Origin of the sequence: Pseudomarimonas arenosa, from assembly GCF_014841215.1 — a bacterium.
Classification (GTDB): domain Bacteria; phylum Pseudomonadota; class Gammaproteobacteria; order Xanthomonadales; family Xanthomonadaceae; genus Pseudomarimonas; species Pseudomarimonas arenosa.
In genome coordinates this window covers 72,767-86,284 of the sequence record NZ_JACYTR010000002.1, presented here as the reverse complement: position 1 = coordinate 86,284, position 13,518 = coordinate 72,767, and the positions used below count along the sequence as shown (strand labels likewise).

Sequence of the window (13,518 nt, the reverse complement as noted above, 5' to 3'; positions counted from 1 at the left end):
TGATTCTCCTCAAGCCAACAGGCGCTGCAGCGGAATCCAGGCGAAGGCGACGACGGCGGCGATACACCACACCAAGACTGCGCACCACCAAATGCGACGCGACCAGCGCTGGGCGCGTTGGCAGGCGTCAGCCAGCAGCGGTTCGGTCGGGCAGCTTCGGCCCCGCCGGTACAGCATGTAGCCGGCCAGCCCGAGCACTCCTGCCGCCACCCCGAACGTCCAGACCTTGTACTGGCTCAAAGTCACCAGCCACGGTGCGCTGGAGGTCAATGCGGCCACCGCGCTTCCGAATCCCAGCGCCACCAAGAGCAGCGGCAAGGCACAACACAGCAGTGTGCTCAGCGACAACAGCAGCGCGACCACGCTCACGCTCCGCTCGCGAATGGGTGCTGAGGTGTCGCCCTGACCGGTCATCGCTGCCGCTCCGTTGGAACCCGCGGCACGCAGTCGGCACAGGACGCCCCGTTTCGTGCCCGCGGCAAGGCATTCCACAACGCAGCGGCCATCAACACGATGGCGCCGATGACGGTGGTCTGCGCACTCGTGATAACAAACTGTCCGACACTCAGCGTGATCGCGCCCACGATACCGAGCGCGAGTGGCGAATAACCCCAGCGCGCACGCGCACGCCAGGCAAGTGAGCCCAGCGCCAAGGTCAGCGCCAGCACGGTGATCGGCAGCAGGAAGCGGGTCTCCAGAAGAAACCCGATGCCCAGGGCGCTCAGCGCACCCACGGTTCCAGCGATGCAGACCGGACAGGTGCCGACCGGCACCGCAGCCACGGCGAGACTCGGCGCCACGGCCAACAGGCGACGCCATCCGAGCTGGGGCGGAGCCGTTGCGGCGCTTGCTGCCGGCGATGGTAGCCCACCCAGCGCCGCGATCAGCAAGGGGACGGATGGCACGCCGGTGAGTCCGTCGCCTCCGTCATAGACCCGGCAGCCGCCACCGGTGGCCGATGTCACGCCGGCAACGTCGCGCCCGTTGATCAGCACCGTGGGCGAGCCGTGCTGCCGAAACTCGTCGGGGGTCGCCGGATCGCTGGCATCCCATTCCAGCCAGCGCGGCTCGGCGCCAACAGCATCGAAGGCTTGCCGCAGATGGGCCCGCGTCTGCTCGATGTGAGGGCACCCGCTGAAGTAGATGAAGTCGACGCTGCGCATGATCAGCCTCCTTCCCGAGACAGGAAGTCCAAGATCGGGCAATCGCTAATCGGGCCGTCAGCCTGACAATGCTCGGCCAATGCGCGCAGCGCCTTGCGCATGCGCTGCAAGTCGCGAATGCGCTCCTCGATGTCGGCCAACTTAGCGCTGGCCAGCTGCTGCACCTCCGCACAACTCACATCGGCAGTGACGCGTAGTTCGAGCAGTTCGCGGACCTCTTTGAGGGCGAACCCGAGACGTTTGGCACGTTGAATGAAGTGCAGTCGCTCGACTGATTCGGCCGGGTAGTGGCGGAACCCGAACCCGCGCCGCGGCGGGACCGGCAACAGCCCTTCGCGCTCGTAGAAGCGCACGGTCTCGACACCGACACCAGCCTGCTGTGCAAGTTTTCCGATGGTGAGAGCGGACATACGTCGTATCCATCCATGACGGTACGACCATGATGCACCCCGTACCCAACTACGGAGTCAAGTGCTGCCGTCAGTGGGCGAACGCGTTGTTAGACGCGCGCCGACTGCCGCAGGATTCGGAGCCCGTTGAACACCACGATCAAACTCGCACCCATATCAGCGAACACCGCCATCCACATGGTTGCGTGACCAAGCATGGCGAGAATGAGGAACACGACTTTCACGCCGAGTGCAAAGCTGATGTTCTGCCACAGCAGACGGTGTGTGCGCTGCGATAGCTCAATGGTCTCGGGGACGCGCCGCAAGTCGTCGTTCATCACCACCACGTCGGCGGCTTCCATCGCGGTGTCGGTGCCGGCCCGGCCCATGGCGAAGCCGATGTCGGCCTTGGCCAAGGCCGGCGCATCATTGATACCGTCGCCGGTCATCGCGGTCGGCCCGTACTCGGCCTGCTGTTCGCCGATGATGCGAAGCTTGTCGTCGGGCAACAGGTCGCCGCGTGCGTCGTCGATGCCGGCCTGCGCGGCAATGGTGCGGGCGGTGACGGCGTTGTCGCCGGTCAGCATCACCGATCGAACGCCGAGACGGTGTAAGTGTGCGATCGCCGCACGCGAGCTGTCCTTGATGGTGTCGGCTACCGCAAAGATCGCCAGCACTTTGGTCGTGGTTGCCAGCAAGGTGACGGACCGGCCCTGACGCTCATGCTCGTTGAGCACGGCTTCAATGCTTGGAGAACACACTCCCAACTCTTCGATCAACCGATGGTTCCCCAAGTGCAGCAGTTCGCCATCGATCCGGCCACGCACGCCGCGGCCCGCCAAGGCCGCAAAGCCTTCCACGTCGCCATCGACACGCGGCAGGCCTTGGGCGATGGCCTGCGCAACCGGGTGATCGGAGTGGCCGGCCAAGCGGGATGCCCAGGCCAAAACGCGATCTGGATCATCAGCCACAACACGCTGATCCACCAGCTTCGGCTTGCCCTCGGTAATGGTGCCGGTCTTGTCCAGGGCCACGACGCGTAGACGTCGGGCTGACTCCAGGTAGACGCCGCCCTTGATGATGATGCCGCGCCGCGCCGCCGCCGCCAGGCCGCTGACGACGGTCACGGGCGTGGCAATCACCAAGGCGCAGGGACAGGCGATCACCAAGAGCACCAAGGCGCGGTAGGCCGACTCGGCCCAAGCCCATCCCAACAGCCAGGGACTGGCCAACGCCACCAACAGGGCCACGACAAAGACGGCCGGCGTGTACACCGCGGCAAAGCGATCAACGAACTGCTGGGTAGGCGCCCGCGCCGCCTGCGCGCTTTCAACAGCGCGGATGATGCGTGCCAAAGTGCTGTCGGAGGCCAGTGCAGTCGTAGTGAGTTCGATGGTTCCGGTGACATTGATCGTGGCGGCAAACACCGAATCCTGCGGCCCCTTGTCGACCGGCAGGCTCTCGCCGGTGACCGGGGCCTGATTGATCGATGTTTGGCCCGACACAATCACACCATCGAGCGGAATTCGCGCGCCCGGCTTGACCCGTACGCGCGTTCCCAAGGCGACCTGCGATACCGGTGCGTCGGCCCAGCGGCCATCGGGCTGCTGGACCTCGGCGGTGTCCGGTGCCATCGCCATCAAGCTCTTGATGGCATTGCGGGCGCGATCGAGAGCACGCGCCTCGATTGCTTCAGCCAATGCATAAAGCACCATCACCATGGCCGCTTCCGGCCATTCGCCAATCAGGAAGGCGCCGGTCACTGCCACCGACATCAGCGCGTTCATGTTGAGCCGCCCACGAATCAAGGCCGCCAGCCCTTTGCGATAGGTCGACGCGCCGGCTAGTGCGATGGCCGTCAGCGCCAGCGCCATGCCCAATACCGAGCCTGCCATCGAACCCTCAACGAAGAAGTGCACGGCCTCGGCCGCCAGGGCGATAAGCAGACCCGCCCCGAGTCGCGGCAGTCCTTCCACTAGACGATCCGTCGACGCGGCGGAATCCGCGTCGGGCAGTGGCAGCGGATCGAAACCCGCGCGCCGGATCGCGCCAAGCGCACGCTGTGTCGCGGAATCAGATGCATCGATCCGCACGACCCGGGCCGAGAGATCGAAGTGCAATCCGCGCACCTCACCAAGGCCCGCAACCGCCTGGCGAATCTCGCTCTCTTCACTGGGGCAATCCATATTCGAGATGCGAAACGCGCGCCCCGGCTTCACGGCCGAAGGCTTCGACGACTGGTTGGCCGCACGTGAATCACTTTGATCGACTGACATGTCGGAATTCCTACGTACTGGGGACGCTCGGGACAAGGCGAATTAAGGGGCCGGTGCACGGGAAACGCGGGCATTGACGTAAAACCCCAGGACGGCGGCCAAGGCGACAGAAATCTGGGCCAGCAAGGACTGCCAAGAGGGGTAAACGCCCAACCATTCGATCCTCGGCATGTTGATAAAGCGTAGCCCCACCCAACCGGCTTCTTGCAGCGCCGCTACCCCTTTGCCAACCAGTACGACGGCAAGCACGGCAATGAACCAGGAGCTCACCGAGAAGAAGCGGCCGATGGGCAGGCGCTTGCTGACACGCAACATGCAATAGGCAACAACGACCAATACGACGATGCCCGCTAGCAGGCCCGCTGTCATGGCACCGGCACTTTGTTCGCTCCACAGAGCGATAAAAAATAGAATGGTCTCGAACACCTCTCGGTATACCGCCACAAACGCCAAGGTGAACAGAAAGATCGCGGAACGACGCGTTAAGGCCGCAGATAGTTTGGCGTGCAGATACTGTTGCCAGCGCCCGGCCACGCTCTTCTGATGCATCCAGATGCCCACGCTCAGCAGAACTGCAGCGGCGAATAGGCCTGACACCCCTTCGGTCACCTCACGATTGGCCCCACTGATATCGACGACGTAGGTCGCAATAGCCCACGTGAGGCCACCGGCCAGAAGGGCGCCCAGCCAGCCAGCATGGACGTACGGCAGCACGTCTTCGCGCTCGGTTTTGCGCAAGAACGCAATAATGCCGATCACAATCAGCAACGCCTCAAGCCCCTCACGGACCAAAATGGTAAAACTGCCAAGAAAGGCAGCGGTCGGGTCTGCCTGGCCGTCCTGAACGACGGCGTCAGCACGATCGAACAGCAAGTTCATGAGTGAGGCCTGTGCATTGAGGGCTTCTGGGCTGGAATGGCCCCCGACCAAGGCTCGAAACCGTCCCATGGCGGCCTCAATCTCTCGCAGCAAGTCAGGGTTGCGCGCCGCGAGGGTAGGCTCGATCGGTTCGACGCCGTCCAAGTAGGCCGACAATGCCAGGGTAGTGGCCCCCTGATAGTCGCCTTTGCCGAACGCGCGTTCGCTGGCAGCCAATTGCTGGCGTGCCAAGGCCAACGGGTTGCTCTTGCCCGACGGTTCCAGCACTGCCTGGGGATTGGCTCGCAAGTAGGCAACGATCGCGTTGGCCTGGTCGGCTGGCAGAGTGGTCGCCAAGTCCGCTTCCCGCAGTCGCGTTAGTGCCTCCAACGTTGGGACCCGCGTGTGGGCTCGAACCGCTTTGGGCCAAAATTTCGCGCCTTCCCGGCGAGAACTTGCCGAATACGCAAGACCGCCGACATGAAACGCCAGCGCCCATCGATCGTTGTCAGCCAAGCCCGCAAAGCTGCCCATACCTGTCCCCGGCACGCCCTGGGAAATCACTTCATAGAGCGCGAGCGGAGTGCGCTCAGCGGCCCGGACTTGGTCAGTGAACGCGATCGGGCGAGGATCGAGACTGGCCGAGGTGGGGCCATCGCCACGCCCTTCCACGCCATGACAGCCAGCACATTGCTGTACATAAAGTTGAGCTGCCCGGTCCAGATCAAGTGGAAGCGAAGGCACCGTTGCGAGGGAATAACTGGCTAGCAGTTCGTCGGCCAGTGCACGTGCCAGTGAAGCTACCTGCGCCGGCTCGGCCTTCGCGGCAACCGATGCGATCAATCGATCGCCCGCTGCCAAGAGGCGGGCTTGATTCGGTGTTTCCGGGAGTTGCATCAATTGCGCCTTCACCACACCGGCGAACTCGCGCATCTCGGCATATTCGGCAGCGTCCCGAACCTGACCCTCTTGCACTGCCCCGGCATAGTCCACCGCGATGTATTCCAGCATCTGCCAGGTCTGACGGGGGTTCACCGACACCTGATCGGCCGCGGCCGATGGGGGGAGCATGCATCCCAGCAAAAGGGTCAGAAGACTGAGTCGAGCGAGCGTATTTGAAACTGTCATGGCAATCACGCAACTGATGAGTTGACTGGGCGGTGGAAGGCGCGCACAGAGTAAACTCCGTAGTAGGTACAGGGTCAAGGCAAATGCGAATGAAAATCAGTGAGGCAGCCGCTCTGAGCGGCTGCCACCTCGAAACCATCCGTTACTACGAGCGCATTGGCCTCATTCCGGCGCCATTGCGGACCGGCGCCGGCTATCGCACGTACGGGGCAGCGGATGTCGACCGGCTTCGGTTCATCAGCCGCGGTCGGGAACTGGGCTTTAGCCTCGACGAGATACGCAGCCTGGTGCGTTTGAACGACGACCCCAACCTGTCTTGCAACGAAGTCGATGCGGTGGCTCGCAGCCACTTGGCGGAAGTACTGCGGCGAGTGGAAGAACTCACGCGAATGGCCGATGAACTGCAGCGTGTGATCAGCCAATGTGCCGGCACCGTACGCGGTGGCTGCACGATCCTTGGCGCCTTGCGGCGCCGCGACGACAGAGTGGCGCCCGGCCAGGAGGAGGGGCGCGCGCCGAGCGCGCCCCCTTGATCGGACCGCAGTGCGGGCCGGCACATGACGCCCCATGCAATCCTCTTCCGTCATCCACCACCCCCATCAATGACCAGTCCGTCGAGCACATCCGCCACGAAGATCCAGCCGGCCACGTGCTGACCCGTGCGACCGTGACGCTTGAGCAGGGCGACCACCGACGCCGCTTCGGCGTCCTCGCAGAACACATCGAGTTGGATCTCTTGCGTGACCAACTCACCCAGTTCCACCGAAAACTGTCTTTCCCGGCTGTCACTGGCCGACAGCAGGCCATGCGCGTGGGTGATGCTCAGCCGCCGCTGACCGACGGCCTCCAGCGCATGCACGATGTCGCTCATGCGATGCGCGTGCAATAAAGCAGTGATGCGTTTCATGCGCGATCCTCCGGGCGGGTGGTTCGGGTTTCCAGCCACTCGTAGAGCACGGGCAGCAGGATCAGGGTGAGCAAGGTGGAACTCAGCAGTCCACCGACGACGACGGTGGCAAGCGGACGCTGGGTTTCAGCGCCCACCCCGCTGGATATCAGCATCGGCACCAAGCCGAGGATCGCCACGCTAGCGGTCATCAGCACCGGGCGCAGTCGCAGGGCCGTGCCCTGCAGTACCGCATCACGCACACTGAGCCCCTTCTGCTGCTGTTCGTTGAGGAAGCTGACCAACACGATGCCGTTGAGCATCGCCACGCCGAACACGGCGATAAAGCCAATCGCCGAGGGCACGGATAGGTACTGCCCGGTGATGAACAACGCGAGCAGCCCACCGATGGTGGCAAAGGGCACATTGGCGATGATCAAAGTGGCGTATTTGATCGAGTTGAACGCGGTGTAGAGCAACACGAAGATGAAGAAGATCGTGATAGGCACGATCAGGCTCAGCTTGGCCAACGCGCGTTGCTGGTTTTCGAAGGCGCCGCCCCATTCGATCCAGTAGCCGGCTGGCATTCTTACCTGCTGTTCCACCGCTGCACTTGCCTCGCGCACAAAGCCATCGACATCGCGACCGCGCACGTCCATCTGAATCACCGCATAGCGTTGCAACTGCTCGCGCCGCACGAAGGAATACCCTTCAGCCACACTCACCTCGGCCACTTCACCCAGGGGCACCAAGGCGCCACTGGCTGTCAGCAAGGGAATGCGCCGCAATGATTCGACCGAGTCACGCGTGCCCTGATCCAGTCGCACGGCAATATCGAAGCGCTTGACGCCATCGAGCAACACGCTGACCGGCTCGCCGCCGAGTCCGTTGCGCACGACGGTGAGCACCTCTTCGGCATTCATGCCGTGGCGGGCCAGTTCGTCGCGGTCGACCTCGATGCGGATCTGCGGCTTGCCGACGTTCGCTTCCAGGGAGAGATCAGCGACGCCGGGCACGCTTGCCAGCACCGTCTTGATCTGTGCGCTGAGGCGATCGAGCTCGCCCAGATTCTCGCCATAGAGTTTGAGCGCAAGCGTGGCCCGCACACCGGAGATCAACTCTTCCACGCGCATCTGGATCGGCTGCGTGTAGCCGGGTACGACGTTGGGAACGACCTCTTCCAGCGTTTCCTGCATGGCCTCTTCAAGTTCTTTGATCGAGCGCCCGGTGTCCCACTCGTCCTCCGGATGCAAGGCGGTGTAGATCTCCATGTAGTTCACATCGGCTGTTTCGCCCTTTTCTGCGCGGCCGATCATCGCCAGCGTCGTCTCCACCTCCGGAAACTTCTTGAAGGCCTCGGCGATCGTATTGCTAGTGCGGATCGATTCATCCAGCGAAGTGGACGGAATCCCGGTGACCCGCCACATGATCGAGCCCTCCTGCAGCTGCGGCATGAATTCCTTGCCGAGCAGCGGGAACAGCGCGAGGCTGCCTAGCATCGCCACACCTGCCGAGATCACCACCACACGTTTGCGTGTCATTGCGGCCAATAGGAGCGGTCGGTAGCGCCGTTTGATGAAGCCCATCAGACGGGTGTCCTTTTCCTCGCCGGGCTTGAGCAGCATCGCCGCCAGCACCGGAATCAAGGTCAAGCTCAATACCAGCGAACCCGCCATCGCAAATGCGATGTTAAAGGCCATGGGCTTGAACAATTTGCCTTCCAAACCCTCCAGGCTGAACAGCGGCAGGAACACGACGATGATTATCAGGATGGCAAAAGCGATCGGGTTGGCCACCTCATGCGCGGCGGCCAACACAGCGGCCGTGCGATTGACTTGTTCGCCATGCGCGCGTCGCTCGGCCATGATGCGGTAGGCGTTCTCCACCATCACTACCGCGCCATCCACCATCATGCCGATGCCTATGGCCAGCCCCGCCAGCGACATCAGATTGGCCGACAGCCCGGTCTGGCCCATGCCGATAAAGGCAATCAGCATCGCCAGCGGCAATGTCACAATCACCACCAGGGCCGAGCGTAACTCGCCGAGAAACAAGAACAGAACCAGGGCCACCAGGATCGAACCCTCGATCAGCGCGCGTGTGGCGGTACCGACTGCCTTGTTGACCAGATCAGTGCGCTCGTAGATCGGCCGCACTACCATGCCCTCGGGCAGTGCTTTGGCCACCGTGTCGAGCTTGGCCTTCACTGCCTCAACCACATCCTTGGCGTTTTCGCCGATGCGCGCCAAGGCCATGCCCAACACCACTTCCTCGCCATCGCGGGTCACCGCACCGAACCGCGGTGCTGGCGCCTGCTCCACGCGGGCCACATCACGCAGATACACCGGCACGCCGTCCTCGGACTTGAGTACGATGGCACCGATATCTGCCGCCGAGCGCACCAAGCCCAGGCCGCGGACCAGATACTGCTCACGCCCCACGTCCATGACATTGCCGCCGACCTGGCCGTTGTTGGCCGGGATAGCCTCGATCACATCGGCAAAACCCAGACCGCGGGCATACAGACGTTGCGGATCGATCTGCACTTGGAACTCGCGCTCACCGCCACCCCAAGACGTGACATCGTCGACGCCGGGCGCCGTGCGCAGGATCAGCCGCAGCGTCCAGTCCTGCCAGGTACGCAGATCCATGTCGGAGATCTGCTCGGCCGAAATGCCCGGCGCACGCTCGACGGTGTACCAGAACACCTGACCGAGGCCAGAGGCATTCGGCCCCATGCTGGGTTTGCCATAGCCTTCCGGCAAGCGATCGCCCACTTCCTGCAGCCGTTCGTTGACCAACTGGCGCGCAAAGTAGATGTCCATGTCATCGTCGAAGTAGACCGCGACATAGGACAGGCCAAACAGGCTGACCGAACGAATCTCCTTCACCTTGGGCAGGCCGGCCATGGCCGACTCGACCGGAAAGGTCAGCAGTTGCTCGACATCTTCGGCCGCAAGCCCTGGCGACTCAGTGTAGATGTTGACCTGGGCCGGCGTGACATCCGGGAACGCATCGATCGGCACATCCCGGACCGCCCGGGCACCGAGAAAGGCGACCACGGCAAAGATGATCAGCACCAGGAATTTGTAACGCAGGGAGATTTCCACCAGGCGATTCAGCATGCTGCCCTCCCATTGAGGTGGAAGGCGATGTTAATGCGCATGACCTTCTCCCAGCTGTGACTTCAAGGCCTGCGACTTGAGCACGTAGGCACCTTCAATCACCACCCGATCTCCGGCAGCAAGGCCGCTCAGGATCACGGTCTGATCGCCGATCACCGCGCCAGTACGCACCGGCACAGGTTCGATGGATTCGCCGTCTTGTCGAAACGCGACGGTCTCGCCTTCCATCTGCACCAGAGCGGCGGTCGGCAGCGCCAGCTGCGCCGGGCCCGGCTCACCCGCCGGCAGGTAGACATCGACAAAGTCGCCGCCATGCAGGCGATCGCCTGCGTTGGGCACCTCCAAACGAATCTTGGCGTTTCGGGTGTCTTCCGAGGTGTGATGAGCGTGCTGCATCACCTTGCCGCGCAGCCGTAGCTGACCCAGCGCGACTTCGGCCTCAGCCCCGATCGCGATGCGATGCGCCTGCTCGGCGGGAAGTTTGGCATCGACCCACACGATCGACTCGTCCACCAGGCGGAACAACACCTGACCCGACTCGATTCGCTGGCCGATCACGAAGGCATCTTGCGTGATCCGACCCGCATGCGGCGCCTTCAGGGTGAAATCGCCCCGCGCATTGACTTCGACGTCGCTGCCCATTCCGTAGGCCTGTGCCGTCGCACGTGCCTGTTCCGCGGCGATCTGGGCTTCGCCGTAGCGTCGGCCCGAAACCGCGTCGCGACCCAGCGCCTGCACCCGTTTCCATTCCTGCTCGGCCAAACGAAGCGCGGACTGCGCCTCTGCGACCTCAACACTAGACAAAGTGACCAAGGGCGCGCCCTTCGGCACTTCCTCACCGAGCCGCGCATGGCGCTTGACCACCAGCGCATCGATTCGCGGAGTGATCAGCGTCGTGCCATAGCCGTTATCGACCACTTCGCCGGGCGCACGCAGAGTTTCGCTCAGGACCTGCGGCTGCAGGGCTTCCAAGCGAATGCCGGCGGCCTCCAGCGAGGTGGCATTCCAGCGCGGCGCCTCTTCGTCATGCGCCTCGTCGCCGTGTTCATCGCCGTGTTCGTCACCGTCGTCGTTGTGGTTTTCGCCGCCATCGGCAGTCGCCGCGCGGTCCGCGTGATCACGCTGCTTGGCAACACTCGGGTTGCTGTCATCCGTGCACGCACTGAGCAGGAGCAGGCTCGCCAAGGCGATCGCCAGGGTTCGATTTATCATCATCATGGGGTGTTCTCGGAATGGGGGGCATCGAAACCGATCCAGGCATCGAGCCGGCCGGTGGCGTACAGCGCCTCGACCTCGGCACGTGCGGCCTGGCCTTGCAGGTCCACGCCGGCGAATGCGGTCGCCAGCGATTGATTCAGTTGCGTCAGGTAGTCGGCGGTACTGAGTTCGCCGGCACGCCACAGGCGCTCCAGAAGATCCGTCCGCTCGCCAAGCCGCGCACCGGGTCCGGCTTGCCAGCGCTGCCAGGCCGCTTTGAGTGCGCTCAGGGTCGACTTGGCGCGTTCCGCCCGGGCGATCAATTCGCGCTCGATCCGTGCCTGCTCTGCTGAAGCGGCTTCCGCCTCGGCGCGCGCGGCCGTTACTTCTGCACGATACGGATTGCGGAACTGCAACGGCACGCTGACGGAGAACCCGAGTACGTTGTCAGTAGTCGGGCCCAGCTCAATCCGCCCCGCTTTGATGCTGAGCGTCGGATCGGCGCGGCGTGCTCTATCCGCAACGGACACCCGCTGTGCGGCGGCCTGCTGGTTGGCACGTGCGAGCCGACCTTCTGGAGTGCGCCAAGGGTCAAAGTCGGCATCTAACACCAGGTTCTGTGATGTGCACTTTGCGAAATCGCTCGTGCTGGTAGCGCCACCAACCGCCCGAAACGCTTCTTCCGCGCGCGCGACATCAGCCAACAAGGCAGCGTGTTCGGCTTCTGCTTGATCCCGCGCCAGCGCCGCCAGATCGCGTTCGGGCGCCGAAACATCGCCCGCATCGAACTGACGCTGAGCTAGGTCAGCAAAGCGTTGCATCAGAGCCAAACGCTGCAAATCCAGATCGCGGCGGGACAGTGCAGATTGGCGATCGATGGATGCCAATAACCACTGCTGTGCGAAGGCGCTTCGGCGATAGGCGGCCTCGGCGGCCGCAGCATCGTATTCAGCGACACCGAGTGCGCGATTGGCGTCGCGCTTGCCGAACAGATCAAGCGTCAGGGACAACCCTGCCGTCGAAGTGCGGTCGCCGCCTTCCTTGTCTACCGCGACTTCCAGGTCGGGGTTGTAGAGAGGTAGCGAGGATGCTTCGGCACGCGCACGGGCCGCCGCGAGTGTCTGCTCCGCCGCCTCCGACGCCGGATGATCGGACCAAGCTTGGCGAACGGCGCAGGGCGAATCAAGTGGAATGGCAGCGTGCGCTGAGCTCAGTGAATGAGCGGCCAGCAACACGCCGCTGGCAAGCCAACGGGCTCGCGCAACAGCATGAAAATCCATGGAAAGAAATCCTTGAACGAACGGACAGGCCCATCACGCGGTGGCGACGGGGTCGGACGGTCGAGGACTAGGCGATGGGCGGTCTTAGCTCACGCCAAACGTGGGCATCGGGAGGGGAATGCGCCTCCTGGCGATCCTGCGAGATTGGCAAGGAGAGCAGTTGCGCGACGATGGCAGTCGGCAATGCAGCGGGGACATGGCAGCCGCAATGCAAGCAATGGCCGCTGTCATGCGCCTTGATCCCACCGAGGTCGGCTTGGTCGCCTTCAACGGATAGGTGAACAGCGGGATCTCCGCCACCCGACGCAAGGCTTTCCGCCAAATCACCGGGCGCGCACGCTGCTACTAACCCGAGCCGGAAAACGAAGACAACAAGCGCAAACGCCGCCAGCCGGGTTGAGCGGCGAAGGGCTGCGAGCAATGGTGTCCTGGGAGCAAACATGCGCGGACGATACCGCGCGTTATGGGCGTACACAATTTCATCGGAGACTATGTGGCCTTGATTGTCCGGTTGCTCTGATTGTGCTTTGCCGGCGTTATCAAATCGACCAAGAAGCATCCAAAAAATGGGAAAGGCCCGATCGACAAATGCCTCGCGTTTGCGTAAGTAAATCCAAGTCGACACGATTGCCTAACCCGTGCAGTTCATCGCACGTCTGTCATGCCTGCTGACAGATTCAGTGCCATAGGACCCAGGCAGTTGGCTCATGTCGCGTTTCGCGTCTTAGGCGAGAACCCAATCGGCTCATCCGAAGGACCGCCATGGAACTATTCAAGATTCTTGGCTGTTTGTTGCCACCGCCTTGGCGGAGATCATCCGCTGCTATCTCCCTTACCTGTGGTTGAAGCACGACCGCACTGCTTGGCTGCTCTTGCCGGCCGCCGCAAGCCTGGCCGTATTCGTCTGGCTGCTGACCTTGCATCCGCATGCCGCCGGCCGCGTATATGCTGCCTACGGCGGCGTGTACATCGGCGTAGCCTTGACTTGGCTCTGGGTGGTGGACTCCATCGACCCAGCTGGAGCGATGCCGTTGGCGTCGCCGTGACTCTCCTGGGCGCGAGCATCATTTTGCTGGGTGCCAAGGCATGAACATGTCGGAAGGTCCACAGGGCGGCAAAGACAACCGCCGCCGGCAATCGAATTTCGGCGACTGGCACGGAGTCCGTCTCTTGTAACCCCCGAACCCACGGTTCCGTACGAACTTTTGGCGGGGGC

General features: G+C 63.1%; 11 protein-coding genes and 1 pseudogene. 2 read left to right on the top strand and 10 right to left on the bottom strand.

Features of this window, described 5'->3' with window-relative positions; genetic code table 11:
* Positions 1-9: 9 nt before the first annotated feature.
* From IFO71_RS01395 to IFO71_RS01375, 5 genes are all read right to left on the bottom strand, one after another.
* Positions 10-414 carry a hypothetical protein gene (locus IFO71_RS01395; RefSeq protein WP_225444286.1) on the bottom strand — a complete coding sequence of 135 codons (405 nt, stop codon included), beginning with the start codon at positions 412-414 and terminating at the stop codon, positions 10-12.
* On the bottom strand, positions 411-1,163 hold the full coding sequence (locus IFO71_RS01390) for a MerC domain-containing protein (protein WP_192027733.1): 753 nt from the start codon (positions 1,161-1,163) through the stop codon (positions 411-413). Before IFO71_RS01390 ends, IFO71_RS01395 begins: the two co-directional genes overlap by 4 nt.
* A 2-nt stretch (positions 1,164-1,165) precedes the next feature.
* Positions 1,166-1,573 (bottom strand): MerR family transcriptional regulator, encoded by a 408-nt coding sequence (locus IFO71_RS01385; RefSeq protein WP_192027732.1) that lies wholly within the window; start codon positions 1,571-1,573, stop codon positions 1,166-1,168.
* A gap of 89 nt (positions 1,574-1,662) precedes the next feature.
* Entirely contained in the window at positions 1,663-3,828 is a 2,166-nt protein-coding gene (locus IFO71_RS01380; protein ID WP_225444285.1) for a heavy metal translocating P-type ATPase, read from the bottom strand.
* Positions 3,829-3,870: 42 nt separating this feature from the next.
* Positions 3,871-5,814: a cytochrome c/FTR1 family iron permease gene (locus IFO71_RS01375; RefSeq protein ID WP_192027826.1), complete on the bottom strand. Its 1,944-nt coding sequence runs from the start codon at positions 5,812-5,814 to the stop codon at positions 3,871-3,873.
* An 89-nt stretch (positions 5,815-5,903) separates the two neighbouring features.
* On the opposite strand from IFO71_RS01375, the gene IFO71_RS01370 reads away from it, so the two are divergent.
* Positions 5,904-6,347, top strand: coding sequence for a MerR family transcriptional regulator (locus IFO71_RS01370; RefSeq protein WP_192027731.1), 444 nt, complete (start codon positions 5,904-5,906; stop codon positions 6,345-6,347).
* A gap of 50 nt (positions 6,348-6,397) precedes the next feature.
* Here the strand turns inward: IFO71_RS01370 and IFO71_RS01365 are convergent, their stop codons facing one another.
* From IFO71_RS01365 to IFO71_RS01345, 5 genes are all read right to left on the bottom strand, one after another.
* A complete protein-coding gene (locus IFO71_RS01365; protein WP_192027730.1) occupies positions 6,398-6,721 on the bottom strand; it encodes a P-II family nitrogen regulator in 324 nt (107 codons plus the stop codon).
* Positions 6,718-9,825: an efflux RND transporter permease subunit gene (locus IFO71_RS01360; protein ID WP_192027729.1), complete on the bottom strand. Its 3,108-nt coding sequence runs from the start codon at positions 9,823-9,825 to the stop codon at positions 6,718-6,720. Before IFO71_RS01360 ends, IFO71_RS01365 begins: the two co-directional genes overlap by 4 nt.
* 30 nt (positions 9,826-9,855) lie before the next feature.
* A complete protein-coding gene (locus IFO71_RS01355) occupies positions 9,856-11,043 on the bottom strand; it encodes an efflux RND transporter periplasmic adaptor subunit (RefSeq protein ID WP_192027728.1) in 1,188 nt (395 codons plus the stop codon).
* Entirely contained in the window at positions 11,040-12,302 is a 1,263-nt protein-coding gene (locus IFO71_RS01350) for a TolC family protein (RefSeq protein ID WP_192027727.1), read from the bottom strand. The genes IFO71_RS01355 and IFO71_RS01350 overlap by 4 nt, the downstream gene beginning before the upstream one ends.
* A gap of 67 nt (positions 12,303-12,369) precedes the next feature.
* Positions 12,370-12,927, bottom strand: coding sequence for a hypothetical protein (locus IFO71_RS01345; RefSeq protein ID WP_192027726.1), 558 nt, complete (start codon positions 12,925-12,927; stop codon positions 12,370-12,372).
* Positions 12,928-13,072: 145 nt separating this feature from the next.
* Between IFO71_RS01345 and IFO71_RS01340 the strand changes: the two are divergent.
* Positions 13,073-13,392, top strand: a pseudogene (locus IFO71_RS01340) (YnfA family protein).
* Positions 13,393-13,518: the final 126 nt, after the last annotated feature.

Excerpts from the sequence above, each read along its gene's own strand:
- IFO71_RS01365 (WP_192027730.1), bottom strand. The coding sequence starts at position 6,721 with ATGAAACGCATCACTGCTTTATTGCACGCGCATCGCATGAGCGACATC.
- IFO71_RS01350 (WP_192027727.1), bottom strand. The coding sequence starts at position 12,302 with ATGGATTTTCATGCTGTTGCGCGAGCCCGTTGGCTTGCCAGCGGCGTG.
- IFO71_RS01390 (WP_192027733.1), bottom strand. The coding sequence starts at position 1,163 with ATGCGCAGCGTCGACTTCATCTACTTCAGCGGGTGCCCTCACATCGAG.
- IFO71_RS01380 (WP_225444285.1), bottom strand. The coding sequence starts at position 3,828 with ATGTCAGTCGATCAAAGTGATTCACGTGCGGCCAACCAGTCGTCGAAG.
- IFO71_RS01355 (WP_192027728.1), bottom strand. The coding sequence starts at position 11,043 with ATGATGATGATAAATCGAACCCTGGCGATCGCCTTGGCGAGCCTGCTC.
- IFO71_RS01360 (WP_192027729.1), bottom strand. The coding sequence starts at position 9,825 with ATGCTGAATCGCCTGGTGGAAATCTCCCTGCGTTACAAATTCCTGGTG.
- IFO71_RS01395 (WP_225444286.1), bottom strand. The coding sequence starts at position 414 with ATGACCGGTCAGGGCGACACCTCAGCACCCATTCGCGAGCGGAGCGTG.
- IFO71_RS01375 (WP_192027826.1), bottom strand. The coding sequence starts at position 5,814 with ATGACAGTTTCAAATACGCTCGCTCGACTCAGTCTTCTGACCCTTTTG.
- IFO71_RS01385 (WP_192027732.1), bottom strand. The coding sequence starts at position 1,573 with ATGTCCGCTCTCACCATCGGAAAACTTGCACAGCAGGCTGGTGTCGGT.
- IFO71_RS01370 (WP_192027731.1), top strand. The coding sequence starts at position 5,904 with ATGAAAATCAGTGAGGCAGCCGCTCTGAGCGGCTGCCACCTCGAAACC.